We start from the raw sequence: 24,080 nt of genomic DNA on the forward strand, positions 1-24,080 counted from the left end.
ATCGCCCCCGGATTTTGACATTTTCGACCACAAATGGATCAACGGCTGCCTGGCCCTGTTGACCACGCGAAACGCGGAGGCTCCACCGAGGATCGTGCCGATTTGACCGGAATTTTGTTGGTGTGGCGGAGCGGGAGGGATTCGAACCCTCGATACGCTTTTGACGTATACTCACTTTCCAGGCGAGCGCCTTCGACCACTCGGCCACCGCTCCGCATGCTCTGGAACGGGCGCCCTAATCGCTTGGCGGGGCTTTCGCAAGCCGATTGGGCGTGGCAGACATCGGCCCATGAAACATCTGCTCCTGTCGGCCGCCCTGGCCGCGTCGTTCGTCCTTCCCGCCTATGGCGCGGAGCCCGCAGCAATCCCATCGCCGGGGGAGATCGCCGCTGCGGCGCCAGCGAGTGACTGGATCGCCATTGCACCGTCGGACCTGCTCGTGATGGACCTCGCGCCCGACGCGAAGGGCAAAGCGCGCCGCGTTGTCATCCAGCTGATGCCCGCGCCGTTCAGCCAAGGGTGGATCGGCAATATCCGCAAGCTCGCCGCCGCGCACTGGTGGGACGGAACGAGCGTCAACCGCGTGCAGGACAATTATGTCGCGCAATGGGGTGATGCGACCGAGAAGAAGGCGTTGCCGGTGGGTTTGGCGACGGTGCCGGAGAGCGAATATCAGATTAAGGATCCTCCGGCCGTCATGCCTATCATCGAGACGATGCACAGCAACAAGGTACGGATCGAGGATATGGTCAGGCAGCAGCGACGGTCCGAGCTGCCCAGAATCTATGCGCCGGACATGCGGACGAAAGTCGACCCCTATGCAGACCTTCAGGGCTTTGCACAGGGTTGGCCGTTGGCGGGGAGCACAGGATTGTGGCCGATCCATTGCTACGGCGCCGTCGGCGTCGGCCGCAACATGTCACCCGATACGGGCAGCGGCGCCGAACTCTATGCCGTGATCGGACACGCTCCCCGCCATCTCGATCGCAATATCGCCGTCGTCGGCCGCGTGATCAACGGGATCGAGCATCTGTCGAGCCTGCCGCGCGGGACGGGCGCGCTCGGCTTTTACGAGGATGCCGCCGAACGCGTCGCGATCGCGTCGATTCGCGTTGCAACCGAACTGCCTGCCGCAGACCAGCCGCGTTTCGAATATCTGTCGACCGAAAGCGACAGCTTTGCACGCTATGCCGATGCGCGGCAGAACCGGCGCGATCCCTTCTTCATCACGCCGGCGGGCGGCGCCGATATCTGTAATATTCCAGTGCCGGTCCGCCCCATCGCAGCGAAGTAGCGTCTTGGAAGACTTCACCGTCACGACGCCGCTTTGGCGCTGGCAATCGGCGACCGCACCCGCCGCGTGGTTCTTCGTCACCATCGCCGGTGAGGCTGCCGATGGGATTCGCATGGCGGCGATGACCGGCCAGTGGCTCGACGGGCGAAAGGGATTCGGGTCGGCGCACGTCGAGGCGAATATCGGCGGCACGCGTTGGAAGACGTCGGTCTTTCCGCACAAGGAAAGTGGCGGCTGGTTGCTGCCGGTCAAGGCGATGGTGCGAAAGGCCGAGGGGATCGCCGAGGGCGACGACGTGACGGTGACCGTCAGTCTTTAGGCGGCGTTTCGGCCTTGCTATCGCGCGCCTGCGCCTTGCGCTTGCGCAGATTGGCGCGCAGCGCCTCGGCGAGGCGGCGTTCGCGTTCGATGTCGGCGGGGGAGGGCGTCTTGCTCACGCCATGCGCCATGCCCGCGAAATCGCCATATCGTCAAGCCTCGCACCTTGACAGGCGCAAGGCGCCCCGTCATAGGCCGCGCCTGCCCAGCGAACATCCGTTTGCCGGCATCCCGGTTGCTGCTGTAGCTCAGTGGTAGAGCGCGTCATTGGTAATGACGAGGTCGACAGTTCAATCCTGTCCAGCAGCACCATTTTTCTTCAGATTTTCGCTGCAAGCAACCAGTCGTGGAAGAGCTTCACTGCGGGCTGGCGCAGCGCGCGGGGGCGGCACACGAACCAATAGCTGTACGGGCTGTCGACATCGAAATCGAAGAGGCGGACGAGGCGCGGGTCGTGCGCATCGTCGAAATGATGGCCATGCATGAAGGCGACACCAATGCCCTGCGCCGCGGCTTCGAGCATCAGCGGCCCCGAATCGAAATAATCGATCCCTGCCGGCTCCAGATAGGGCATGCCGATCGCCTTTTTCCACTCGGCGAAGGTTTCGGGCATCTCGCGGTGGAGCAGGACGGTCATCCGCTGCATCTGTTCGGGGACGGTGATCGCGCGATCGCCGTCGGTCAGCGTCCGCGAGGCAATCGGGAACACCTTGTCCTGGTCGAGCCGCGCAGCATAGAGCACGGGGTCGATCGAGCGTGCGAGCGCGATCGCGGCATCGATGCCGTCGCCCAGCCGGGCTTCGGCATGCGACATGGTGTCGATGTCGATATGCAGTTCGGGGTGCTGGCGCCGAAGCTCGGGAAGCCGAGGGAACAGGCGCTGCTGCGCGAAAAGCGGCAGGACGTTGAGGTGCAGGCGCAGCGAGGCGTCGGGGCTGCCGACCCGTTCGATCACGTTGCGTAATTCGTCGAGGATCGGCGATAATTGTTCGTGCAGCGCGCGGCCCGTTTCGGTCAGGCTGAGCCCATGGTGGTGACGGTTGAACAGCGGGCGGCCGACGGTATGTTCCAGTGTTTGGATGCGGCGCGACAGCGCGGGCATCGACAGGCCGAGCTCGATCGCGGCCGCTTTGACCGTGCCGTGACGGGCGACCTCGAGAAAGGCTTCCATGCTGCTGATGGGGGGAAGGCGTGGCATATCGGGTGCCGATGATGACATGACCTTGCCGGACATGCCAGAATTTTGTGCAGTGCGTCATAAATGGCTGCGGCGCCGGGGGTCGCAAATCGGGAACGACCATCCTATCTTCGGCATTCTGACTATTTTGCGGGAGACACGCCTTGGCCGACGCAGCGGTAAAAGAAAAACAGGTCAAACTGCAGGTGGCGAATGCACGCGCCGAAGAAAGCGGGGGAGGAATCGCCCGTATTCCGCGCTCCGCGATGGCCGAACTTGGCGTTACCGAAGGCGATATCGTCCAGATCAGCGGCAAACGCGAGACCGCCTCGCGCGTCGTGCTTCCCTATGCCGAGGATGAAGGGCTGGAAGTCATCCGCCTCGACGGCCTTCAGCGCGCCAATGCCGGCGCGGGCGCGGGCGATATGGTCGTGCTGAGCCGCGTTGAAACGCGCCCCGCGACGCGCGTGGTTTTCGCCCCGGCGCAAGAAAATCTTCGCCTGCAGGGATCTGCCAATGCCCTGAAGCGAAGCTTTTTCGGCCGTCCGCTCGTCGCGGGCGATACGGTTGCGACCGCCGGGCAACAGCGGCTGGAGTCGGGCGACATGCCGCCGCAGCTTCGCCAGATGCTCAATGCGCCGGCCTATGCGCTCGCCGAGGTGCGCTTGCTCGTCGTATCGGCGGCCCCCAAGGGAATCGTCTTTATCGACGAGAATACCGAAATCGAGCTGCTTCCCGAATATCAGGAGCCGCAGGACGCGCGCCGCACCGACGTCACTTACGACGATCTTGGCGGTCTGGGCGATACGATCGACCAGCTGCGCGAGATGGTCGAGCTGCCGCTGCGCTATCCCGAACTGTTCCGTCGCCTCGGCGTCGATCCGCCGCGCGGCGTGCTGCTGCATGGCCCGCCGGGAACCGGCAAGACGCGGCTTGCGCGCGCGGTTGCCAACGAAAGCGAAGCGCAATTCTTCCTGATCAACGGGCCCGAGATCATGGGCAGCGCCTATGGCGAGTCCGAAAAGCGCCTGCGCGATATCTTCGAGCAAGCGGCAAAGGCCGCGCCGTCGATCCTGTTCATCGACGAGATCGATTCGATCGCGCCGAAACGCGGGCAGGTGCAGGGCGAGGCCGAAAAACGCCTCGTTGCGCAGCTCTTGACGCTGATGGACGGGCTTGAGCCGCGGACGAACCTCGTCGTCATCGCGGCGACCAATCGTCCCGACGCGATCGACGAGGCGCTCCGGCGTCCGGGCCGCTTTGACCGCGAGATCGTGATCGGCGTGCCCGACGAGAGCGGGCGACGCGAGATCCTCGGCATCCACACGCGCGGCATGCCGCTGGCCGAGAATGTCGACCTCGCCGAGCTCGCGCGCACGACCTTCGGCTTCGTCGGCGCCGACATGGCGGCGTTGACACGCGAAGCCGCGATCGAAGCGGTGCGCCGGATCATGCCCAAGCTCGATCTGGCCGAAGGCACGATTCCCGCCGAGGTGCTTGAGGAACTGCGCGTGACGCGCGAGGATTTCAACAATGCACTGAAACGCGTCCAGCCGTCGGCGATGCGCGAAGTGATGGTGCAGGCGCCGAAGACGCGGTGGAGCGACATCGGCGGGCTCGATGCCGCGCGCGATAAGCTGATCGAAGGGATCGAGCTGCCGCTCAAGAACCCCGAGGCGTTCCGTCGGCTGGGCATCCGCGCCGCCAAGGGCTTTCTGCTCTATGGCCCGCCCGGAACTGGCAAGACCCTACTGGCGAAGGCGGCGGCGCGCGAATCCGATGCGAACTTCATTTCGATCAAGTCGTCGGACCTGCTGTCCAAATGGTATGGTGAGAGCGAGCAGCAGATTGCGCGTCTGTTCGCGCGCGCGCGCGCTGTTGCGCCGACGATCGTCTTCATCGACGAACTCGACAGTCTGGTGCCAGCACGCGGCAGCGGCGCGTCGGGCGAGCCGCAGGTGACCGAACGCGTCGTCAACACGATCCTCGCCGAGATGGACGGGATCGAGGAGATGCAGTCGGTCGTCGTCATTGGCGCGACCAACCGGCCGAACCTGATCGACCCCGCGTTGCTTCGTCCCGGACGTCTCGACGAGCTCATCTATGTCGCGGTGCCTGATAAGGAGGGCCGCCGCCGCATCCTCGAAATCCAGACGAGCAAGATGCCGCTGGCGAAGGATGTCGATCTGGCTGCGCTCGCGGAACGATCGGATCGTTTCACCGGCGCCGACCTTGAGGATCTGACGCGGCGTGCTGGGCTAGCAGCGCTCAAGCGGTCGCTCGACAGCGACACGGTGACGATGGAAGATTTCGAAGCGGCGCTGAAGGACACCCGCGCCTCGGTGACCGAGGCGATGGAAAAGGATTATGAAAAGATCCAGGGCGAGATCAAACAGGCCGCGATGAGCGTCGATCCGATCGGCTTCTTCGCGCCCGGCATGCTCAAGCCCGTGCGCGAGCGCAAGCACGACGATACGGCCGACTAAAGCTGTTGTTCCTTGGGCTGGTTCGGTTTCAGCGCCGACCAGCCCCACAGGACCAGCCAGCCGCAAAAGCCCGCCATCAGGCCGTAGGCGACCATCGGGTGCCAATTATAGAGCAACACGCCGACCGCGGGTGATACGATGTAGGCTGATCCGTTGATCGACGCGGTCATCCCTGCGACGCTGCCCTGATCGCGGCGCGGCACCGATAGCGATGCGCCCGCGGTGAAACCCGGGCGGAACAAGCCGAAGCCGAGCGAGGCGAGCGCGAAGCCGATGACGATGCCGTGGAAGTCGGCGGACAGGCCGGTCATCACCGTCCCGATCGCGCCGAGGCTTGCGCCAGCAAGCACTGCGGTCCGCGGCGACATCTTGAGGAGCGGGATCAGCCCCCATTGCGAGAGCAATGTCGCGAAGGCGCCCGCCATCAGCACGATGCCCGTCATCGCGGCGCCTTCGTCAGGACGAAGGCGGAGGTGGAGGCGGTCGAGGATCAGAAAGCCGATCACGCCGAGCATCATCGCTTGCGCCTGCCCGCCGAACAGGCCGGCGAGCAGCCACGGCCGCACGCGCGTGTCGGTCCAGCGCAGGGGAGGGGCGTCGGCGCCCTGATCAAGAACCTGGTCCTCGGCCTCCTCGGCGGCGGTTTGCGGCGAACCACCCGTCGTGGGGTAGGAAACGATCGCGCCGCGCGCCGCGAAGCGCGGCACGTCGTCGGGCAGGCGCCAGCGCAGCGCGATGAGCACCGCAAGGCCGATAGCCGCGAAGACGAGCAAGGGGCCGGCGAGGCCGACGATCGGCAGGATGAAGAAGGGCGCGATAGCGGGACCGATCACGGTGCCGAGCCCGAACGACGAGGACACGAGCGACAGCGCCTGTGTGCGCTGGTCGGGATCGGTGCGCGCAGCGACATAGGCCTGCACTGCGGGGGGCGCCGCCGAGCCGAGCCCGCCATAGAGGCTGCGAAACAGCGCAAAGAGGATGAAGGTCGTGCCCGCCGCGACCCAGCCCGCGAGGCCCGACCACAGCACAAGGCCGCACAGCGCCATCGACGACAGGAAGCCGATGACGCCGAGCGCCATCAGCGCCTTGCGTCCGCGCTTGTCCGACTGGCGCGCCCAATGCGGCGCGGTGAGCACCCACAATAGCGCCGACCAGCTGAACGCAAGGCTGACCCAGACGTCGGGAATGTGCAGTTTGGCGCCGATCGCGGGCAGGATCGACTGCATCGCAGTATTGCCCGCGGCGGCGACCAGCATCACCGCAAAGAGGACCGCCATACGGTCCGAGGGGATGGAATGCGATGTCGTCGCCATGTTCGCCCCCTCCTTGGCTTTGGTCGGTAACGCCGCCTCTCCCTACACGCGGGCGCCCCGCTGTCCAGAGTCAAGACAGACTCTTTCCTTGCGCCCCGGCGCCGATTTTGCCACGCCTTTGGTAACCGCAACAACGCGAAAGCCAACATGACCAATCCGCGGGCGCAGGCCCAAGAAACAAAAGCCCCGCTGACCCGCCGGGTTCGCGAGGGCGTAAAACGCTTTTTCGGACCGTGGGGCATGTTCGTCCGCGGCTTCATCAAGCATCCGGTCATGGTGGGATCGATTGTGCCGTCGTCGTCGACGCTGATCCGGCACATGCTGCGCCCCGTCGACTGGAAGAGTACCAAGCTGTTCGTCGAATATGGCCCGGGCGTCGGCACCTTCTGCCGCCCCGTGCTCGAACATATGGCGGGCGATGCGACGCTGATCGCGATCGACACCAATGAGGATTTCATCGACTATCTGCGCAAGGATATCCGTGACAGCCGCTTCATCGCGGTCCACGGATCGGCCTCTGATGTCGAAGAGATCGTGCGCGCACACGGCTTTGAGCACGCCGACTATGTGCTTTCGGGCTTGCCCTTTTCGACGCTGCCCGCGGGTGTCGGCCCGGCGATTGCCGCCGCGACGCACCGCGTGCTTCGTCCCGGCGGCGCCTTTCTCGTCTATCAGTTTCGCGCTCGCGCGCGCGATTTCCTGGCCGTCCACTTCAATCGCATCGACAATGCGTTCGAATGGGTCAACGTCCCGCCCTGCTTCCTCTTCTGGGGTTGGAAGGACTAAACTTCCGGATCGGGATCGCCGAGCCCGAAGTTCAATTTTCGCGACACCGTATAATCGACTATACCGACCACGAACCAGGCGAGCGTCCAGCGGATGCGCGTCAGCCAACCGGCGCGCGCCTTGTGCGAATTCGGCGTGATGATTTCGCAATCGGACCGTATCTCCGCGACGAAACCGCGCATCTGCCGGGCAAAGCCCGCGTCGGCGATCCGCACCATCACCTCGACGTTCACGAACAGGCTGCGCACGTCGAAATTGGCCGAGCCGATATAGACGACATCATCGATGATGATCAGTTTCATATGCAGTTTGCACGGCTGATATTCACACACATCGGCGGATTTGCGCAGCAGATAGCCATAGAGCAGCCGCGACGCTCCGATCGTCGCCGGATTGTCCGACTTGCCCGCCATCACGAAGCGCGCCCGTCCGCGCTGCGCGACACGCCCGAGGCGGCGGAGCATGCCCTGGCCCGGGGAAAAATAGGCCATCGCCATGTCGAGCTGCCGCGCGTTTTCCAGATCGACGCGCACCGCACGGGCCCAGGGCGACAGCCGCTGGGTGGGGCCGCCGACGAGCCAGGATATCGCGCCATTGTCGATCGGCCATTCGCGGATCAGTCGCCGCAACATCAGCAGTTTCCCGTCGTTGTTGACGGTGTAATCATGGATTTCGTCGAACCATAGCGCCGCGCGCGCTACACTCGGCCCCTTGACGATCATCCCGATGTCGAACCAGCAATCGCTGCGCGGGGGGCTCAGATAATCGTTGGCGATGTTGAAGCCGCCGGTCACCGCGACATGATCGTCGATCAGGATCAGTTTCTGGTGGTTGCGGATGAGGTAGGTCGATCGCCAGCGGCGCGAGAAAAAGGTAACGCTGCCGCCGGCTTCGCGAAGCGGCACGAACAGGCCATCGGGCGTGTCCCCCGACCCGAAGCTGTCGATGACCGCGCGCACGCGCACGCCGCGCCTGGCGGCCACCAGCAAGGCGTCGACGATGCGCACACCCGCGGCGTCGCCCTCGAAAATATACATGATGATGTCGATGCTGTGCGCTGCGCCGTTGATCAGGTCGAGCAGCCGGGTCAGCCGCTCGCCGCCGTCGAAGATCAGCTCGAGCCGGTGACCAGCCACGTCCGCCGTCAGTCGTTCGGACAAGTCGACGGGTGCGCAGGCTTCGGTCATCAACCGCTCATAGGCCGGTGTCCGCAAAGCCCGCAAGGGCAGCGCTTTGATTGACATCGCCCGGCGGTGCTGCTAGCGCGCAGCGCTTGCCGCCATGCCCCTCCAAAGGGCTGGCCTCTCCTATACCTAAGGAAACAATATGGCCCGCGTTACCGTCGAGGATTGCGTCGACAAAGTTCCCAACCGTTTCGACCTGGTCCTGCTCTCCGCGCATCGCGCGCGCGAGATTTCGGGTGGTTCGGAGCTGACCGTCGACCGCGACCGCGACAAGAACCCGGTCGTCGCGCTGCGCGAGATCGCCGAACAGACCGTGCGTCCGAAGGACCTCAAGGAAACGCTGGTCGGTTCGATGCAGAAGGTCGTCGTCGACGATGACGATACGCCCGATGAAATCAGCTCGATCAGCCGCTCGGCCGAAGCGCTTCGCCTGACGGCCGCCGCGCCGCCGCGCAGCCCCGCGGGCGGTGGCAGCGACTTCGAATAAGCGTCGTGCCAAACGATCACCAAGGGGGCCGCAGGAAACTGCGGCCCTTTTTGTGTCAGTCGACCTCGGTCAACTCGGCGATGCGGATGGCCTTCGACGCCAGCATGGGCTCGATGATCCGCTGGATGCGATAGGCGCGCGGCGAACCGACCGTGATATTGAACAGGCTGTTGGCGATCACGTCGGCGATCTGGACCCCGTCGCTGCGCTTGCTATCGGCCAGCGACGCGCGGCCCCATTGGCCCAGCCCGGCCTGTATCTCTTCCCGCACATGCGAAAGAATCTTCGGATCATAGCGCCCGTCGTCGATCACGACGTCGGTACAGACCCCGCCGGTTTCGGGCAGCCAGCGACCGACCGCGCTGTTGAGCAAGGCGCCATAGAGCGCAAGGTCGCTGGGCAGCGTGCCGCCCGGGTTTTGCGCGAGCTTGTCGCGCTCGGCGACAGCCACCCACGCGCGGCCGCCGGCGCGGTCGAAGAGTTCGAGCAGATAGGCGCGCTCGACGACGCTGATCCGGCTGCCCTTGAGCTCGCCGCGCAGCCCGGTCACGCTGCGAAAGCGCGCGTGTATGTCGGCGGCGGCCTTGGGGGTGAGCATCACCGCCGAAAAGGTCATCGCCCCGGCGTTGAGGCCGCCCGATTCATCGCAATAGATGGTCATTCAGCGGGTCACCGAACCCGGCCGAAAAAGGCGACCGAGCGGCTTTGCCCCGGGGCGATCGCGTCGGGCCACAGCCAGCGGACATGCGTCACATCGGCGGCCGTCGCGGGGCGGGGTGCCGCGCCGCCGACGGGCACCGTCAGCGCCGCGAGTGCGCCGAACGTTTTGCCGCCGTCGGTCGAAACGCCGAAACCCGCCGTATCGGCGGTGTCGTCGAACATCAGACCCTCGGGGATCGGATTGACCAGATTGAGCCCTGCCGCGGGGGCGGCGCCGTTGTTGGTGAAGGTGAGCGCGACGCGGACGCGGTCGCCCGGGACGACCACATCGGGTGCAACATAGGTCTTTTTCGGCGGTTGGCCGTCCGAAGACGGGACCGATTTTTCGAGTTCGATCTTGCTTGTCAACGAGCCGGTTCCCTGCGCCGCCGCCGGCTGAATGCCCGCCGCAAAAAGGGCCGCCAAGGCCAGGGCATTCCACGCTTTGCCGATCATCGCCGTCTCCTTTGGTCCTGGCCGCACCTTTGACGCATCAGGTGGGGCAGGGATAGCGTTTCTTCATCAGCGCATCGAAGGCCGAATAGACGCTGACCGACTTGCGTGCGGTGACGGGATAGCTGCGGAGGTGGGACAGCCATTGATCGGGGGTCAGGCTGCCCGATTCAGGGGGGCAACTCGTCGTCTTGCGACCGGCGCGGCGTTCGGCATCGATCCGCGCCTTATAGCGTTTGCCCGCGGCGACCACTTCGCCCTTGAGCTGGTTGCCCTGCGGGGTCGCGAGCGCGAGCGGGCCGAGCCGTTCGAGCGACGTCGCGCGCGCGAGGAATGCCGCGACGCTCATGTCGCCCGGCGCCATCGCACAGAGGAAGGGAGCGGCGAGCAGGGCGGGCAAGATGCGTGCATATGTCCCTTTGGTCATATGCCGCAACTTGCCCCCACCCAATGAATAGTCCCTGAATCGCAGGGGCTAGGCCGAAAGCCTAGGCGCCCTGTGGGTTGGCGTCGCCGAAGGGGCGCCGCGGCTTGCGCTTGATCTGTGGGATGCCGCCGGCATGGCCCGACACCGGGGTGCCGCGCTTGCCCGCTTCGTCTTCGCGGCCAATGTCTTCGCCCTTGATCGCGCGTTTCGATTCCTCGCCCGACAGCGTCTCATATTCGAGCAGCGCGCCGGCGAGCAGGTGAAGCTCGTCGAGATGGTCGGTGAGCACCTTGCGCGCGGTCTTTTCGCCTTCCTCGACGAGGCGGCGCACTTCGGCGTCGATCAGGCGGGCGGTGTCTTCGGACATATTCTGCGCGCGCGAGACGCTATGGCCGAGGAACACCTCGTCCTGATTGTCGCGATAGCGCAGCCAGCCGAGCTTTTCGGACATGCCATATTCCATGACCATCGAACGCGCCATGTCGGTCGCCTGCTGGATGTCGTTCGACGCGCCAGTGTTCAGCTCATCCTTGCCGTAGATCAGCTGTTCGGCGATGCGGCCGCCGAAGCAGAGCGCGAGGCGCGCCTTCATCTGCTTCATATTGGTCGAATAGCGGTCGCGTTCGGGCAGGTTCCACGTCACGCCCAGCGCACGACCGCGCGGGATGATCGTCACCTTGTGCAGCGGGTCGCAGCCGTCGACGTGCAGCGAGACGAGCGCGTGGCCGGCCTCGTGATAGGCGGTCGATTTCTTCTCGTCCTCGGTCATCACCATCGAACGCCGCTCGGCGCCCATCATAACCTTGTCCTTGGCCTCTTCGAACTCGTCGTTCGCGATCAGGCGCTTGCCCTTGCGCGCGGCAAGCAGCGCGGCTTCGTTGCAAAGGTTGGCGAGGTCGGCGCCCGAGAAGCCCGGCGTCCCGCGCGCGACGCGGCGGAGGTCGACATCGGGTGCGAGCGGCTTCTTGCGCGTGTGGACTTCGAGGATCTTCTGGCGGCCCTCGATGTCGGGGCGCGGCACAACGACCTGGCGGTCGAAACGGCCGGGACGGAGAAGGGCAGGGTCGAGCACGTCGGGACGGTTGGTTGCCGCAACGATGATGATGCCTTCGTTGGCTTCGAAACCGTCCATTTCGACGAGCAGCTGGTTCAGCGTCTGTTCGCGCTCGTCGTTGCCGTTGCCGAGGCCGGCGCCGCGATGGCGGCCGACCGCGTCGATTTCGTCGATGAAGACGATGCACGGCGCATTGCGCTTCGCCTGTTCGAACATGTCACGGACGCGGCTGGCGCCGACACCGACGAACATTTCGACGAAGTCCGACCCCGAAATGGTGAAGAAGGGGACGCCCGCTTCGCCCGCGATTGCGCGGGCGAGCAGCGTCTTACCGGTACCGGGCGAACCGACGAGCAGCGCGCCCTTCGGAATCTGGCCACCGAGCTTCGAGAATTTGGTCGGATCACGCAGGAACTCGACGATTTCCTCAAGCTCCTCGCGGGCTTCATCGATGCCGGCAACGTCGTCGAAGGTCACACGGCCCTGCTTTTCGGTGAGCATCTTCGCGCGCGACTTGCCAAAGCCCATCGCGCCCGAGCCGTTGTTCTTCTGGACCTGACGGAAGACGAAGAAGGCGATGCCGAGGATCAGCAGGAAGGGCAGCGACTGGACGAGCATATACATCCAGAAATTCGGCGCTTCGGTCGCCTTGCCGTCATATTTGACGCCATTGTCGTTGAGCATCTTGAGCAGTTCGGGATCGCGCACGACGTTGGCGCTGAAACGGTCGCCGTTCGACAGCGTGCCCGTCACCTTGTCTTCGGACAGCACGACGTCCTTGACGGCGCCTTCCTCGACCTTTTGCCGGAACTCGGAATAGGCAAGCGGATTGCCGACAGGCTGCGAAGCGCCGCCGAACATCGAGGCGACGAGGAGCATGGCAAGCAGGATGCCGCTCCAGATCATCACGCTCTTCATCCAGGGATTGCCCTGCGGTTCCTTGTCGTCCTGCATTCGGATTCGTTCCTCAACGGCGCGGTACTGCGCTCCTATCCGCATAAGATAGGATAATCGGGTTAAATGACAATGAGGCAATCAGCCCTTTTTCGTTGCTTTCCGGCGCGGCGCCGCGGAAATGCGCCAGATCGTCCCTTCGAGGCCGCGTACCGCATCGATCAGCAGCGCGCCGACCATCGCTCGCCGCCCTTCGTGCATCGCGGCGATCACGCCGTCGAGCGAGGCACCGCGCAGGACGAGTTGCGGCGCGTTGGCGCGCAGCCGCTGCGCGACGATGCGGCGAAACATCTCGGGCGGATAGCCGTCGTCGCGGATCACCGCGACGTCCGATGCGTCGGGCCAGGATGCGATCAGCCGCTCGACCGCCCAGTCGAGCGCCTCGTCGGCTTCGGCGAGCCACACCGCCGATTTCGCCGCGGCAGCAGGGTCTAGTGCGGTCTGCGACTGGAGCGCATGGCGCAGCCGCGCCCGGTCGAAGCGATCGTCGCTGTTCGATGGATCGTCGACAAAGGGCAGGTCGTTTTCAAGCGCCAGATGGACGAGTTCGCTGCGCCGCCAGTGCAGCAGCGGGCGCAGGATGGCCCCGTTGCGCGCGCGGATCGCGGCGAGCCCGCCGACGCCGCTGCTGCGGTTGAGCCGCATGACGATCGTCTCGAGCTGATCGTCGGCATGGTGCGCCGTCAAGATATGCTTGAGTTCCTTGGCTTCGCGCCATTGTTCGAGCAGGCGATAGCGTTCGGTCCGCGCCGCGGCTTGCTGCGATCCCCTGATCGGCGTCGGCGGGCGCAGCGTCGAATGCGGGATATGCTCGCGCTCGCAAAAGCCCGCGACCATGCGCGCCTCGTCGTCGGAGCCCTTGCGCAGGCCATGGTCGACCGTCGCTGCCCAGATCTGTCCGGGCAGCAAGGACGCCATCAGCCAGAGCAGCGCCATGCTGTCGGGCCCGCCCGAAACGGCGACACCATAATGGAGGCGGTGCCAGTCGGATCCGACGAGCGCGGCGAGATCGCCGGCGAGCCGGTCCGCGGCGTCGCGGTCAGCAACCTGCTTTTGTTTTTGCGGCGGCAGCATCGGTCCGGACATCCTGCGGCGCCTTGTCGCCATAGACTTCGTCGAGTTCGCGGAACGCCTTGCAGGCGTCGGCTTTGCGGCCGAGCTTGTCGAGCGCGACGCCCATATACATCAGGCTGTGCGGTGCGCGCGCGCCGCTCGGGCGATCCTTGTAATTATTGTAGAAAGCGACCGCGGCGAGGCTCGGCTTGCCTTCGTCGAGATAGGAGCGGCCGAGCAAATTCTGCGCAAAGCTCGCCTGGCTACTCTTTGGCCAATTGGTGACGACCGTCTTCAGCTGCGCCTGCGCTTCGGGATAGAGCTTCGCTTCCCACAGGCGATAACCATAGTCGTACGCGTCCTTGGTTTCGTTGCCGCTCGCGGGAACCTCGACCTTCTTGACGAGCGCGAGCCGCGCGGCGTCGGTGGTCGCGGGCTTCGCGGCCGGTTTGTCGGCGGGTTTCTTCACCGGGGTTGCCGCGACCGTGGTCGCCGCTGCCGGCGGCTTCACCGCCGGGGCGAGGCTGGCGGGCGTCGCGGTCGGAGCCGCCACCGCCGCCGGATCGGCGAAACGCTTGTCCATTTCGGCCTTGTACGCGGTGAACTGCTTTTCGAGTTCGCGGAGCTGGAAGGCATTTTGTTCGGTCTGGCCGGTCAGTGTCTGCAGCTGCGATTCGAGCGCATCGACGCGCGCGGTCAGGTCGATCACCGGGGCGTTGGTGCGGGCGCGCTCGCCGGGCGTGTTGTCGGGAGCAATCTCGCCCTCGAAGAAGGTCGGGCTGCCGCCGGGAAAGACCGACCGCTGGACCGCGCGCATTTCCTTTTCGAGCCGCTCGACCCGCTTGACGACCGTATTGTCCTGCGCCGCCACGGGCATCGTCGCGACGAGCGCAATCGTTGCCGCTCCCAGGAAAGTGATCTGACGCATCATCATCTGCCGTTAGGTCCCCACTAATTAACCATTTCGCTGCTCATAACGCGGCAAAGCACGGCAGCGCAAACCCATTTCGGTGCACTGCCGCTCGAGCCGGCCCGAATGATCGGCGGTTCAGCCCTTGGGGCGTGGCCCCGCCGCCGGTGCCGTGGCGCCATTGCCTTCGGCGCGCGCCACCAGATCTGCGGGCTTCAGCGAAACATTCTTGACCAGTGTGTCGGCGGGGCCGATCGGGCCGATGTCGCGGCCACCGACGGTGACCTTGAGTGCCTGCGGGATGCTCGTGCGCAGCGTGAATTGTTCGATATATTCGGGCGGGACCTGATAGGTTTCGCCCGTGTCGAGCGTGCGCCAGTTCTCGGTCTTGCCTTTGGCGTCGTCGAAACCGATCCAGACTTCCGAAACGCCCGTCAGCACGACCGGTGCGTTCGCCGCGACGGCGGACCGCCCGGTCGCGGCCTTGGTCGCCGGGGTGGCCGCGGCATCGCTCTGCGGTGCTTCCGAGGCATCGGCGGCGCGATTCTGCGCGGCGATCAGTGCTTCGTCGGGCTCGACCGACAGGAAACGCCATACGCCGTACGCCGACGCGAGCAGCAGCGTGACGATGACGAGGGTCCAGGTCAGCCGCGCGGTGGGCAGGCGCGCCGGATCGGTCGGCTCATAGGCTTCGTACAGCGGACGCGAGCCATAGGCGTCTTCTTCGAGCTCGTGGCGAATTGCGGCGCCAATTTCGGCCTCGGGAAGGTCGACGGCACGGGCATAGGCGCGCGCGAAGCCGGTGACATAAGTACGGCCCGGAAGTTCCGAGAAATCGGACTTTTCTATCGCCGCCAAATGACGCTGGGTGATGCGCGTCCGCGTTGCGACATCGGCAAGCGAAAGCCCTGCCGCTTCGCGCGCAAGGCGCAGCCGATCGCCCGTGCGCGTAATCGCCAGTTCGCCTTGGGTGGCGACCTCTTCTTCTGCCATTGCTGTCTCCGGTGCCGACCGTTCGCAACCCATTTCGATCGTGCCGCGCTGTCATCGCATTGACGGCGCGGGAAAGTCAAATGAAGTTCGGTTATCGACCGGATGAAAAGAAAGCGGAGCTACTTCCGTCGGAAAAACAGCACGTCAGAGCACATATTTGCTGAGGTCGGTATCGCCGACGATCTCCGAAAGCTGGCGCTCGACATAGGCGGCATCGATCTCGAGCGTCGTGCCGCCGACGTCCTCGGCGGTGAAGCTGATTTCCTCGACCAGCCGCTCCATGATCGTCTGCAGGCGGCGCGCCCCGATATTCTCGACCTTCTCGTTGACCTCAGCCGCGAGCTTCGCGACGCGCGCGATAGCCTCGGGCGTGAAATTCAGCGTCACGCCTTCGGTGCCGAGCAGCGCCACATATTGTTCGGGCAGGCCGGCCTTGGTTTCGCTGAGGATGCGCACGAAATCCTCCTCGGTCAGCGCGCCGAGCTCGACGCGGATCGGAAGGCGGCCCTGGAGTTCGGGCAGCAGGTCGCTCGGTTTCGCGACATGAAAGGCGCCCGACGCGATGAACAGGATATGGTCGGTTTTCATCGGACCATATTTTGTGGCGACGGTGGTGCCCTCGATCAGCGGCAGCAGGTCGCGCTGGACGCCCTCGCGGCTCACCGAACCGCCGCGCACGTCGCTGACGGCGATCTTGTCGATTTCGTCGAGGAAGACGATGCCGTTCGCCTCGGCATCGGCGAGCGCGATCCGCGCGACATCGTCCTGGTCGAGGCGCTTGTCCTGTTCTTCCTCGATCAGTCGCGTTGCGGCCTCGATCACCTTCAGCTTGCGGCGCTTCTTGGGCAGGCCGCCCATGGCCTTGCCGAGCATGTCCGACAGGTTGATCATGCTCATCTGCCCAGGCTGGCCGGGCAGCTCGAACGGCATGCCCGGGGCATCGGCAACCTCGATCTCGACCTCGCTCTCGTCGAGATGGCCTTCGCGGATGCGCTGACGGAAACTCTGCCGCGTCGCCTCGCTGGCGCCCTTGCCGGTGAGTGCGTCGAGCAATCGCTCCATTGCCGCCTCTTCGGCGGCGGCGCGCACCGCCTCGCGGCGGCGATCCTTCTCGAGCCGCACCGCTTCCTCGACCAGGTCGCGTGCTATCTGTTCGACGTCGCGGCCGACATAGCCCACTTCGGTGAATTTGGTCGCCTCGACCTTGATGAACGGCGCGTCGGCGAGCTTCGCCAGCCGCCGCGAAATCTCGGTCTTGCCGCAGCCCGTGGGGCCGATCATCAGGATATTCTTGGGGCTCACCTCATCGCGCAGGTCAGCCGATAGCTGCTGTCGGCGCCAGCGATTGCGCAGCGCCACCGCGACCGCGCGCTTGGCGGCGTCCTGGCCGATGATATGCGTATCGAGCGCAGCGACGATCGCCTTGGGAGTCAGATCCTTGTTCATGTGATTATGCCTGAATTTCGATGATTTCTTGGGTGAACTGGTCGTTCGTGTAGACGCAGATATCGGCGGCGACCTCCATCGCCTTGCGGACGAGCACCGCCGGGTCCTTTTCATAATCGACGAGCGCACGCGCCGCCGAGAGCGCGAAATTGCCGCCCGATCCGATCGCGGCGATTCCGCCCTTGGGTTCGAGCACATCGCCGTTGCCGGTGATCACCAGCGTCACTTCCTTGTCGGCGACGATCATCATCGCCTCGAGGTTGCGCAGATATTTGTCGGTGCGCCAGTCCTTGGCGAGCTCGACCGCGGCGCGGAGGAGCTGGCCGTTGTGGCGTTCGAGCTTCGCTTCGAGGCGTTCAAACAGCGTGAAGGCATCAGCAGTCGCGCCCGCGAAACCGCCGATCACGCTGCCGTCGTGGAGGCGGCGGACCTTGCGGGCGTTGGGCTTCATCACCGTTTGGCCCATCGACACCTGACCGTCGCCGATGATGACGACCTTGTCAGCGCTGCGGGCGGAAAGGATGGTGGTTCCGTGCCAGGGCGCGGCACTTTGCGCATGGGGATTGCTCATGCGGCGCGATATGGGCGATGGCAGGCGGGGCTGCAAGGGGAGGGCGGTGTCACGCCGGCCAGGTCAGGAGTGCGCGGGCTCCGTCATCGATCTCGATCGCCGATGGATCGGTGAGGAGCACCGCTTCGCCGAGCATGACGCTTTCGCCAGCGACGCGGCATCCCGCCGAGAGCGGGACGAAAGTGAGCTCTCCGGTCGCCTGTTCGATCATTGCGGGGTCGACTGGTGCGGCAAGCTGCGCAAGGTGGAAATAGGGCCCGCTGACAAGCATGCGACTGGCGGCAGGATCGACCACCGTATCGCGCGGATCGTGGACTGACCCGAGGTGCGCGACCTTGAGACCCTCGTCGAGATGCAGTTCGCGCGGGCGGCGATAATCATAAAGGCGATAGGTGCAGTCGACATTCTGCTGTACCTCGACGACGGTCAGTCCGCCGCCGATCGCATGGATCGTGCCCGCGCGATTATACACGAAATCGTCCGGTTTCGACGGCCGCCAGTCGATCATGTCGACGATCGATCCGTCGAGTGCAGCGTCATGCAGCGCTTTACGCGTCGTCTCGGCGGTCAATCCGACGCCGAGTTCAGCGCCAGGTTCGGCATCGAGGATCAGCCAGCATTCTTCCTTGCCGCGCGGAAAACCCGCCGCTTGCGCCGCCTCGTCCTCCGGATGAACCTGGATCGACAGCCGCTCCGAGGTGAAGAGGAATTTGACCATGATCGGCGCATCGTCGCCGGCGGGATGGGAAAACCAGATCTCGCCGATCCGGCGCCCGCCGAAATCGCCGAACGCGGCCGGAATATCGGTGCGTCCCCAGGGCTTTTCGACGACGATGGTTTCGAGGCGCGTCAGCATGGCGCCAAGATGCGGAGCCGCCGGCGGAGCGTCAAGCGCGCTGCGTCAGGCGGCCCTGTGCAGGCGATTGCCGTTGCCGCCGTTCGGCTGGTCGAGCCACAGGCCACGCGTGTCATAGACGATCTTCTCGCCGCGTTCCGCGATCGGGATCGATTTGAACAGATCATGGTCGACGAGAACGATCAGCACGTCGCAGCCGGCGAGCGCGCTGTCGAGGTCGATCAGTTCGGCGCCGGTGCCGGCGAATTCCATCGGCAGGCCGCGCGCATAGGGCTCGACGATCTCGATCTGCTTGCCGAAGCGGCGTGCGAGCGCGGCGGCGACCTCGACCGCGGGGCTTTCGCGGAAATCGTCGATATTGGGCTTGAAGGCGAGGCCAAGGCACGCGACGCGCGCCTTCGGATGCTGCGATACGAGCATTTCGGCAGCGCCAATGACATGCGCGGTCTTGGCGAGATTCACTTCACGCGCGGTACGGATCAAGCGGCTGTGATCGGGCGCGCCATGGACGAGGAACCAGGGGTCGACCGCGATGCAATGGCCGCCGACACCGGGCCCCGGCTGGAGGATATTGACGCGCGGGTGGCGGTTGGCGAGGCGGATCACCTCCCACACGTCGACGCCCATATGCTCGGCCATCATCGACAGCTCGTTGGCGAAGGCGATGTTGACGTCGCGGTAGCTGTTTTCGACCAGCTTCACCATTTCGGCGGCGCGCGCCGAGGTGGTGACGCAGGCGCCGCGTACGAACTGGCGGTAAAAGGTCATCGCGCGGCGCGCGCAGCGCGGGGTGATGCCGCCGATGCAGCGGTCGTTGTCGACGAGTTCGACGAGGATGCGGCCGGGCAGAACGCGCTCGGGGCAGTAAGCGACAAAAATGTCGGCCGCGCCGGTGCAGGCGCCCGGAACCTTGAGGTCGGGGCGAAGCTCGGCGAGGAGCGCAGCGACCTTTTCGGTGGTGCCGACGGGCGAGGTCGATTCGAGAATGACCAGATTGCCAGCCTCCAGCTTGGGCGCGATCGCGCGCGCCGCCGAAAGGACATGGCTGATGTCGGGGCGATGTTCGTCGTCATGCGGCGTCGGCACCGCAATGACAAAGGTGTCGGCCGGGGCGACTTCGGTCGAAGCGACGAGCGTTCCGCGCGACACGACGCCCTGGACCAGGCCGTCGAGGTCGACTTCCTCGATATGCACCTTGCCGCTGTTGACCGTGTCGACGACCTTTTGACTGACGTCGACGCCGGTGACCTTGCAGCCCGAGCGTGCGATCAACGCGGCGGTGGGCAGACCGATATAGCCAAGCCCGAGGACCGTGACCTTCTGTTCGCTATCAATGGGCACGCGCAACAATCTCCGCAATCTGTTTTGCCGCGGTGCCGTCACCGAAGGGGTTATGGGCACGCGCCATGGCCGAATAGGCGTCCTTGTCGTCCAAAAGCTTGAAAATTTCGGAAACAATACGCGCTTTGTCTGTCCCGACAAGTCGGGCGGTCCCCGCTTCGACCCCCTCGGGCCGTTCGGTTGTCTCGCGCATCACCAGCACCGGCTTGCCAAGCGAAGGCGCTTCTTCCTGTACGCCGCCGCTGTCGGTCAGCACGAGTTCGGACGTGGCGAGCAGGCGAACGAAATGCGGATAATCGAGCGGATCGATCAGCGCGACGTTGCCCAACCCGCCGAGGATCGGCTCCATCGCGCTGCGAACATGCGGGTTCGGATGGACCGGAAAGACCACCGCGACGTCGCTCCGCGCCGCAATGGCGGCGATCGCCTCGGCGATGGCTCTCATGCCGTCGCCGAAGTTTTCACGCCGGTGCGACGTGACGGCGATGATCCTTTTGCCGGCAAAGCGCCCGACCAGCGGATCGAGGCCGGCGGCGAGGGCCGGTTCCTCCTCGATCCGCGCCCTTGTCGCGAGCAGCGCGTCGATGACGGTGTTGCCGGTGATGTGGATCCGGTCGGCTGGCACATTTTCGCCGCGAAGCGCCGCGGCGGCGGTTTCGGTCGGCGCGAAATGTAGGTCGGCGACAGCGTCGGCGACCTTGCGATTCACCTCTTCGGGCCAGGGGTGATAGATGTTGCCGCTTCGCAGCCCCGCTTCGACATGGCCCACGGGAATCTTGCGGAAATAGGCAGAAAGCGTTGCCGCCATCGTTGTCAGCGTATCGCCATGGACCAGGATGCGACCGGGCTTTTCGCGATCGAACACCTCGCCAAGCCCGGTGACGAGCCGGGCGAGAAGGCTGTCCAGCGACTGGTTCGCCTGCATGACGTCGAGGTCGATGTCGGGCGTGATGCGCGCGATTTCCAGCACCTGGTCGAGCATCTCGCGGTGCTGCGCGGTGACGCATACGCGCGCATCGATACCGGCATGGGCGTGCAGGGCGTGGACGACGGGAAACATCTTGATTGCTTCGGGGCGCGTGCCGAAGACGGTCATCACCTTCATTTTAAACGACTCTCCGCATCGTGACACCGTCGATTACTACCTAATGCGCGATTAAGCGACAAAGCTTGCAACACCCTTAAGCCCAAAGCGGCGGGCATCGCGAAATGAAATATGCGAAAGGCCCGCAACACCGGGAGGTTTCGCACGTATATTGTCACCGCCCGCTTGCAGAGCTAGGGGGCGGCAATATCTGGGCCGCGGTTCTCCTGCGGATGCACCGGGTTTAAGTGAGATCGGTTCAGCAAATCATGTTTTGGAAGCGTAAGAGCAAGGCGGTCGCGCAAATGCGCAGCAGCTTCGCGATTCCCGATGGGCAGCGCGTTTATGCCATCGGCGATATTCACGGACGCGACGATCTTTTCGCGGAGTTGATCGAGAGCATCCGGGCGGATCTTGCGGCGCGCCCTGTCGAACAGGTCACGTTGATCCTGCTCGGAGACCTCGTCGACCGCGGGCCGCAATCGGCCGAGGTGGTCGAGCGCGCGATCGGCCTGCACCGCGAATTCCCCGACGTCCGCCTTTTGATCGGCAATCACGAGGAATGTTTTCTCGCCGCTCTCACGGGCGATGTCCGGCGGCTGCGTTATTTCATGCGCATCGGCGGCGAAGCTACGGTGCAGAGTTACTGGAATAGCCAGGTTAACCTGTCCGAAGCGAGTTTCGAGGAGGTTGCAGAAATCCTTCCGGGCCTGGTTCCCGCCGGCCATGTCGAATTTTTGGGTGCCGGCGAGGACGTGATCGAAATCGGCGATTACGCCTTTGTTCATGCCGGAATCCGGCCCGGCGTACCGCTCGAAAAGCAGGCGCTTTCCGATTTACGGTGGATACGCGAAGATTTTCTCGAGGATGATCGGGATCATGGGGTGATGGTTGTTCACGGGCACACGATCCGCGAAAATGTCGACGAATGGCCCAATCGGATCGGAATCGATACCGGAGCATATCGGTCGGGCGTGCTGACAGCGATCGTTCTGGAGGGGGCGGAAAGACGCTATCTGAGGACGGACCCACCTGGGGATGAGTCCGCGGCAGCAGGCTGATTCGGCGTTGATAACAGGTCGGTTGGAGCACCCTTCTTCGACCGGTTTTCATTGATTACCAATCCGGCCCACTATAGACCCAGTCAATGGTCCCGGTCCGGTCGCTTATCGGCCGGCAGCAAAGAGTGCAGGTTCTTATCAACGTGATGACATTGTAGCTTTGTTGTGACCCAACGCCGTCCCTCTGATTTCCGGGCTCTTTCGTTTATCGTTGCGATACTGCGAAAGGTGGCGGACCTCCCGCGATCAATGCGGCGCCTCATCGCGGTTGCGATGGACGTCGTGCTTTGCGTCGTTTCCGTCTGGCTGGCTTTTTCGATCCGCATTGGCGCATGGGATTTGATCAGTCCCGCGGTCGGTATGGCGATCGCCGTCGCCGTCCCGTCGTGGTTGCTCGCGGCGCGCTGGTGCGGCGTCTATCGTTCGATCATTCGTTTTTCCGGCGGCCGTACGATGATCGACCTGGCGGTGGCGTGTCTGCTTCTTTCGCTGCCGATGATGACGATCTTCATGTTCGTCGGGATTCCGCACATTCCCCGCACGATAGGCGTGTTGCAGCCGCTGCTTCTGATGCTGCTGTTGGCGCTTAGCCGCATTGCGATCCGTTATGCGATTGTCGATGTCCTGCATGTCGTCCGGCAAAGGCAGGGGTCGCGCGTCGCAATCTATGGCGCGGGAAAGGCCGGGCAGCAGCTGGGCTTTGCAATCCGGCACGATGGCAACGCCTCACTCGTCTGCTACCTCGACGACGATGCCGGCCTGATCGGACATCGTATCGATGGTGTCCCGATTTTCGGCACTGATGATATGGGCGAGCTGGTCGAGGATCTCGGCATTGACGAAATCCTGCTGGCCTTGCCCAGCGTTCCGCGGTCACGCCGTCTGGAAATCGTCGAGCAATTGCAGTCTTATTCGCTGAAGGTTCGTTCGCTGCCGAGCCTCGCCAATATCATGGATGGGCAGGTGTCGATCCGCGACCTGCGCGAAGTTCAGGTCGAGGAATTGCTGGGACGCGACCCGGTTCCACCCGATGAAAAGCTGCTCGGTGAAGCGATTGCGTCGAAGGTCGTGCTCGTTTCGGGTGCGGGCGGGTCGATCGGGTCCGAATTGTGCCGCCAGATCGTCGCGCGCCATCCGCGCCAACTGATCCTCGTCGACCATTCGGAGTTCAGTCTCTACACGATATTGACCGAACTCGAGGAGCATCTGGGGCAGGGAAGTCAGACCGAGATCATCCCCGAACTCGCCGACATTTCAGAGGCCGCGGTCGCCGCACGCATCATGGATCGCTACCGGCCGCAGACGGTTTTTCATGCGGCTGCCTACAAGCATGTGCCGCTGGTCGAGGCGAACCCGATATCGGGCCTCAGGAACAATGTTTTTGGAACCTATAATTGCTGCATCGAGGCCGAACGGGTCGGGGCATCGCGCTTCATTCTTGTCAGCACCGACAAGGCCGTCCGTCCGACAAACGTCATGGGCGCATCGAAGCGGATGTGCGAACTGATCCTTCAGGCGCGGGCAGCCGAGGGAAGTGACACCGTGTTTTCGATGGTCCGGTTCGGCAATGTCCTCGGATCGAGCGGGTCGGTCGTTCCCCGTTTCCGGGCTCAGATCGCCGCTGGCGGGCCGATTACGCTGACCCATCGCGAAGTGACGCGCTTCTTTATGACGATTCCGGAAGCGGCCCAGTTGGTGATGCAAGCGGGCGCGATGGCGAAGGGCGGCGAGGTCTTTGTTCTGGACATGGGGCAATCCATCAAGATTTTCGACCTGGCCTGTTCGATGATCCAACTGTCGGGTTGCACGGTGCGCAGCGAAGACAACCCCGACGGGGACATCGCCATCGAGGAAATTGGTCTGCGGCCGGGGGAAAAATGTACGAGGAACTGCTGCTCGGCGACAACCCGCAGCCCACCGAACACAGCCGCATCATGCGTGCCCAGGAGGCCAAGTTGAGCTGGGCCGAATTGTCGGACCTGCTCGAAACAATGGATCGGGCATTGCTTGGTGGTGACGCCGTTTCCGCAATGGCTGTTGTTCGGCACGCCGTTCCTGACTATGCCCACGCCAACCCGACTAATGCTGCGATTCTTGAAAGAGATGTAAGTGCGGCGAGCGGCTGATCGAGTG

At 64.3% G+C, this 24,080-nt stretch carries 24 protein-coding genes and 2 tRNA genes; 9 read left to right on the forward strand and 17 right to left on the reverse strand.

Going from position 1 to position 24,080, the window contains the following annotated elements; genetic code table 11:
- Positions 1-123 precede the first annotated feature (123 nt).
- Positions 124-214, reverse strand: a tRNA-Ser gene (locus V8J55_RS12040).
- Positions 215-289: 75 nt separating this feature from the next.
- Between V8J55_RS12040 and V8J55_RS12045 the strand changes: the two genes are divergently transcribed.
- Positions 290-1,294, forward strand: coding sequence for a peptidylprolyl isomerase (locus V8J55_RS12045; protein WP_336445892.1), 1,005 nt, complete (start codon positions 290-292; stop codon positions 1,292-1,294).
- 4 nt (positions 1,295-1,298) lie between these two features.
- A complete protein-coding gene (locus V8J55_RS12050) occupies positions 1,299-1,613 on the forward strand; it encodes a DUF1905 domain-containing protein (protein WP_336445893.1) in 315 nt (104 codons plus the stop codon).
- On the opposite strand, the gene V8J55_RS12055 is transcribed toward V8J55_RS12050, so the two are convergent.
- A complete protein-coding gene (locus tag V8J55_RS12055) occupies positions 1,603-1,731 on the reverse strand; it encodes a hypothetical protein (protein WP_268746379.1) in 129 nt (42 codons plus the stop codon). The two genes, V8J55_RS12050 and V8J55_RS12055, sit on opposite strands and share 11 nt — an antisense overlap.
- A 118-nt stretch (positions 1,732-1,849) precedes the next feature.
- Here V8J55_RS12055 and V8J55_RS12060 point away from each other — a divergent pair.
- Positions 1,850-1,924: transfer RNA gene (locus V8J55_RS12060), tRNA-Thr, on the forward strand.
- Between the two features lie 7 nt (positions 1,925-1,931).
- On the opposite strand, the gene V8J55_RS12065 is transcribed toward V8J55_RS12060, so the two are convergent.
- Entirely contained in the window at positions 1,932-2,810 is an 879-nt protein-coding gene (locus V8J55_RS12065) for a LysR substrate-binding domain-containing protein (protein WP_336445894.1), read from the reverse strand.
- A 143-nt stretch (positions 2,811-2,953) separates the two neighbouring features.
- Between V8J55_RS12065 and V8J55_RS12070 the strand changes: the two genes are divergently transcribed.
- Positions 2,954-5,275, forward strand: coding sequence for a CDC48 family AAA ATPase (locus tag V8J55_RS12070; protein ID WP_336445895.1), 2,322 nt, complete (start codon positions 2,954-2,956; stop codon positions 5,273-5,275).
- Here the strand turns inward: V8J55_RS12070 and V8J55_RS12075 are convergent.
- Positions 5,272-6,588: an MFS transporter gene (locus V8J55_RS12075; protein WP_336445896.1), complete on the reverse strand. Its 1,317-nt coding sequence runs from the start codon at positions 6,586-6,588 to the stop codon at positions 5,272-5,274. The two genes, V8J55_RS12070 and V8J55_RS12075, sit on opposite strands and share 4 nt — an antisense overlap.
- 147 nt (positions 6,589-6,735) lie before the next feature.
- Here V8J55_RS12075 and V8J55_RS12080 point away from each other — a divergent pair, with 147 nt between their 5' ends.
- Positions 6,736-7,374 carry a class I SAM-dependent methyltransferase gene (locus V8J55_RS12080; protein WP_336445897.1) on the forward strand — a complete coding sequence of 213 codons (639 nt, stop codon included), beginning with the start codon at positions 6,736-6,738 and terminating at the stop codon, positions 7,372-7,374.
- Here the strand turns inward: V8J55_RS12080 and V8J55_RS12085 are convergent.
- Positions 7,371-8,561 carry a phospholipase D-like domain-containing protein gene (locus V8J55_RS12085; protein ID WP_336445898.1) on the reverse strand — a complete coding sequence of 397 codons (1,191 nt, stop codon included), beginning with the start codon at positions 8,559-8,561 and terminating at the stop codon, positions 7,371-7,373. The genes V8J55_RS12080 and V8J55_RS12085 overlap by 4 nt on opposite strands.
- A gap of 139 nt (positions 8,562-8,700) precedes the next feature.
- Between V8J55_RS12085 and rpoZ the strand changes: the two genes are divergently transcribed.
- Positions 8,701-9,045, forward strand: coding sequence for a DNA-directed RNA polymerase subunit omega (gene rpoZ / locus V8J55_RS12090; RefSeq protein ID WP_037515032.1), 345 nt, complete (start codon positions 8,701-8,703; stop codon positions 9,043-9,045).
- Positions 9,046-9,100: 55 nt separating this feature from the next.
- Here the strand turns inward: rpoZ and V8J55_RS12095 are convergent, their stop codons facing one another.
- From V8J55_RS12095 to wecB, 12 genes are all read right to left on the reverse strand, one after another.
- A complete protein-coding gene (locus tag V8J55_RS12095; RefSeq protein ID WP_336445900.1) occupies positions 9,101-9,706 on the reverse strand; it encodes a DUF3800 domain-containing protein in 606 nt (201 codons plus the stop codon).
- Between the two features lie 8 nt (positions 9,707-9,714).
- Entirely contained in the window at positions 9,715-10,200 is a 486-nt protein-coding gene (locus V8J55_RS12100) for a hypothetical protein (protein ID WP_336445901.1), read from the reverse strand.
- A gap of 37 nt (positions 10,201-10,237) precedes the next feature.
- The gene (locus V8J55_RS12105) at positions 10,238-10,624 is read right to left on the reverse strand and encodes a hypothetical protein (protein WP_137888718.1); all 387 of its coding nucleotides are present in this window, start codon (positions 10,622-10,624) and stop codon (positions 10,238-10,240) included.
- 61 nt (positions 10,625-10,685) lie between these two features.
- Positions 10,686-12,632 carry an ATP-dependent zinc metalloprotease FtsH gene (gene ftsH / locus V8J55_RS12110; protein ID WP_037515035.1) on the reverse strand — a complete coding sequence of 649 codons (1,947 nt, stop codon included), beginning with the start codon at positions 12,630-12,632 and terminating at the stop codon, positions 10,686-10,688.
- A gap of 81 nt (positions 12,633-12,713) precedes the next feature.
- Complete coding sequence (gene tilS, locus V8J55_RS12115) at positions 12,714-13,718, reverse strand: tRNA lysidine(34) synthetase TilS (protein WP_336445902.1); 1,005 nt, start codon at positions 13,716-13,718, stop codon at positions 12,714-12,716.
- Complete coding sequence (locus V8J55_RS12120; RefSeq protein ID WP_443030819.1) at positions 13,672-14,619, reverse strand: tetratricopeptide repeat protein; 948 nt, start codon at positions 14,617-14,619, stop codon at positions 13,672-13,674. The genes tilS and V8J55_RS12120 overlap by 47 nt, the downstream gene beginning before the upstream one ends.
- A 114-nt stretch (positions 14,620-14,733) precedes the next feature.
- Positions 14,734-15,588, reverse strand: a complete 855-nt coding sequence (locus tag V8J55_RS12125) for a helix-turn-helix domain-containing protein (protein WP_336445904.1) — start codon at positions 15,586-15,588, stop codon at positions 14,734-14,736.
- Positions 15,589-15,732: 144 nt separating this feature from the next.
- Entirely contained in the window at positions 15,733-17,034 is a 1,302-nt protein-coding gene (hslU, locus tag V8J55_RS12130; protein ID WP_336445905.1) for an ATP-dependent protease ATPase subunit HslU, read from the reverse strand.
- Between the two features lie 4 nt (positions 17,035-17,038).
- On the reverse strand, positions 17,039-17,605 hold the full coding sequence (hslV, locus tag V8J55_RS12135; RefSeq protein WP_336445906.1) for an ATP-dependent protease subunit HslV: 567 nt from the start codon (positions 17,603-17,605) through the stop codon (positions 17,039-17,041).
- Positions 17,606-17,654: 49 nt separating this feature from the next.
- Positions 17,655-18,461 carry a class I mannose-6-phosphate isomerase gene (locus V8J55_RS12140; protein WP_336445907.1) on the reverse strand — a complete coding sequence of 269 codons (807 nt, stop codon included), beginning with the start codon at positions 18,459-18,461 and terminating at the stop codon, positions 17,655-17,657.
- A gap of 45 nt (positions 18,462-18,506) precedes the next feature.
- Complete coding sequence (gene wecC / locus V8J55_RS12145; RefSeq protein ID WP_336445908.1) at positions 18,507-19,802, reverse strand: UDP-N-acetyl-D-mannosamine dehydrogenase; 1,296 nt, start codon at positions 19,800-19,802, stop codon at positions 18,507-18,509.
- Positions 19,792-20,907, reverse strand: coding sequence for a non-hydrolyzing UDP-N-acetylglucosamine 2-epimerase (wecB, locus tag V8J55_RS12150; RefSeq protein WP_336445909.1), 1,116 nt, complete (start codon positions 20,905-20,907; stop codon positions 19,792-19,794). The genes wecC and wecB overlap by 11 nt, the downstream gene beginning before the upstream one ends.
- Positions 20,908-21,191: 284 nt before the next feature.
- On the opposite strand from wecB, the gene V8J55_RS12155 reads away from it, so the two are divergent.
- The 3 genes from V8J55_RS12155 (at position 21,192) to V8J55_RS12165 (ending at position 24,073) form a co-directional block, all read left to right on the forward strand.
- On the forward strand, positions 21,192-21,947 hold the full coding sequence (locus V8J55_RS12155; RefSeq protein ID WP_336445910.1) for a metallophosphoesterase family protein: 756 nt from the start codon (positions 21,192-21,194) through the stop codon (positions 21,945-21,947).
- A 249-nt stretch (positions 21,948-22,196) separates the two neighbouring features.
- Positions 22,197-23,906, forward strand: coding sequence for a polysaccharide biosynthesis protein (locus V8J55_RS12160; protein WP_336445911.1), 1,710 nt, complete (start codon positions 22,197-22,199; stop codon positions 23,904-23,906).
- Positions 23,903-24,073, forward strand: a complete 171-nt coding sequence (locus V8J55_RS12165) for a hypothetical protein (protein ID WP_336445912.1) — start codon at positions 23,903-23,905, stop codon at positions 24,071-24,073. Before V8J55_RS12160 ends, V8J55_RS12165 begins: the two co-directional genes overlap by 4 nt.
- Positions 24,074-24,080 lie beyond the last annotated feature (7 nt).

The organism is Sphingopyxis sp. CCNWLW2 (assembly GCF_037095755.1).
In the GTDB taxonomy this organism is placed as follows: domain Bacteria; phylum Pseudomonadota; class Alphaproteobacteria; order Sphingomonadales; family Sphingomonadaceae; genus Sphingopyxis.

What these genes read in the sequence shown, in the direction of transcription:
- hslV (WP_336445906.1), bottom strand. Translation starts at nt 17,605, where the DNA reads ATGAGCAATCCCCATGCGCAAAGTGCCGCGCCCTGGCACGGAACCACC.
- V8J55_RS12105 (WP_137888718.1), bottom strand. Translation starts at nt 10,624, where the DNA reads ATGACCAAAGGGACATATGCACGCATCTTGCCCGCCCTGCTCGCCGCT.
- V8J55_RS12160 (WP_336445911.1), top strand. Translation starts at nt 22,197, where the DNA reads ATGCGGCGCCTCATCGCGGTTGCGATGGACGTCGTGCTTTGCGTCGTT.
- V8J55_RS12045 (WP_336445892.1), top strand. Translation starts at nt 290, where the DNA reads ATGAAACATCTGCTCCTGTCGGCCGCCCTGGCCGCGTCGTTCGTCCTT.
- V8J55_RS12125 (WP_336445904.1), bottom strand. Translation starts at nt 15,588, where the DNA reads ATGGCAGAAGAAGAGGTCGCCACCCAAGGCGAACTGGCGATTACGCGC.
- V8J55_RS12155 (WP_336445910.1), top strand. Translation starts at nt 21,192, where the DNA reads ATGCGCAGCAGCTTCGCGATTCCCGATGGGCAGCGCGTTTATGCCATC.
- V8J55_RS12080 (WP_336445897.1), top strand. Translation starts at nt 6,736, where the DNA reads ATGACCAATCCGCGGGCGCAGGCCCAAGAAACAAAAGCCCCGCTGACC.
- V8J55_RS12095 (WP_336445900.1), bottom strand. Translation starts at nt 9,706, where the DNA reads ATGACCATCTATTGCGATGAATCGGGCGGCCTCAACGCCGGGGCGATG.
- hslU (WP_336445905.1), bottom strand. Translation starts at nt 17,034, where the DNA reads ATGAACAAGGATCTGACTCCCAAGGCGATCGTCGCTGCGCTCGATACG.
- ftsH (WP_037515035.1), bottom strand. Translation starts at nt 12,632, where the DNA reads ATGCAGGACGACAAGGAACCGCAGGGCAATCCCTGGATGAAGAGCGTG.
- V8J55_RS12075 (WP_336445896.1), bottom strand. Translation starts at nt 6,588, where the DNA reads ATGGCGACGACATCGCATTCCATCCCCTCGGACCGTATGGCGGTCCTC.
- tilS (WP_336445902.1), bottom strand. Translation starts at nt 13,718, where the DNA reads ATGTCCGGACCGATGCTGCCGCCGCAAAAACAAAAGCAGGTTGCTGAC.
- wecB (WP_336445909.1), bottom strand. Translation starts at nt 20,907, where the DNA reads ATGAAGGTGATGACCGTCTTCGGCACGCGCCCCGAAGCAATCAAGATG.
- V8J55_RS12085 (WP_336445898.1), bottom strand. Translation starts at nt 8,561, where the DNA reads ATGACCGAAGCCTGCGCACCCGTCGACTTGTCCGAACGACTGACGGCG.
- V8J55_RS12120 (WP_443030819.1), bottom strand. Translation starts at nt 14,619, where the DNA reads ATGATGATGCGTCAGATCACTTTCCTGGGAGCGGCAACGATTGCGCTC.
- V8J55_RS12140 (WP_336445907.1), bottom strand. Translation starts at nt 18,461, where the DNA reads ATGCTGACGCGCCTCGAAACCATCGTCGTCGAAAAGCCCTGGGGACGC.
- V8J55_RS12100 (WP_336445901.1), bottom strand. Translation starts at nt 10,200, where the DNA reads ATGATCGGCAAAGCGTGGAATGCCCTGGCCTTGGCGGCCCTTTTTGCG.
- rpoZ (WP_037515032.1), top strand. Translation starts at nt 8,701, where the DNA reads ATGGCCCGCGTTACCGTCGAGGATTGCGTCGACAAAGTTCCCAACCGT.
- V8J55_RS12065 (WP_336445894.1), bottom strand. Translation starts at nt 2,810, where the DNA reads ATGCCACGCCTTCCCCCCATCAGCAGCATGGAAGCCTTTCTCGAGGTC.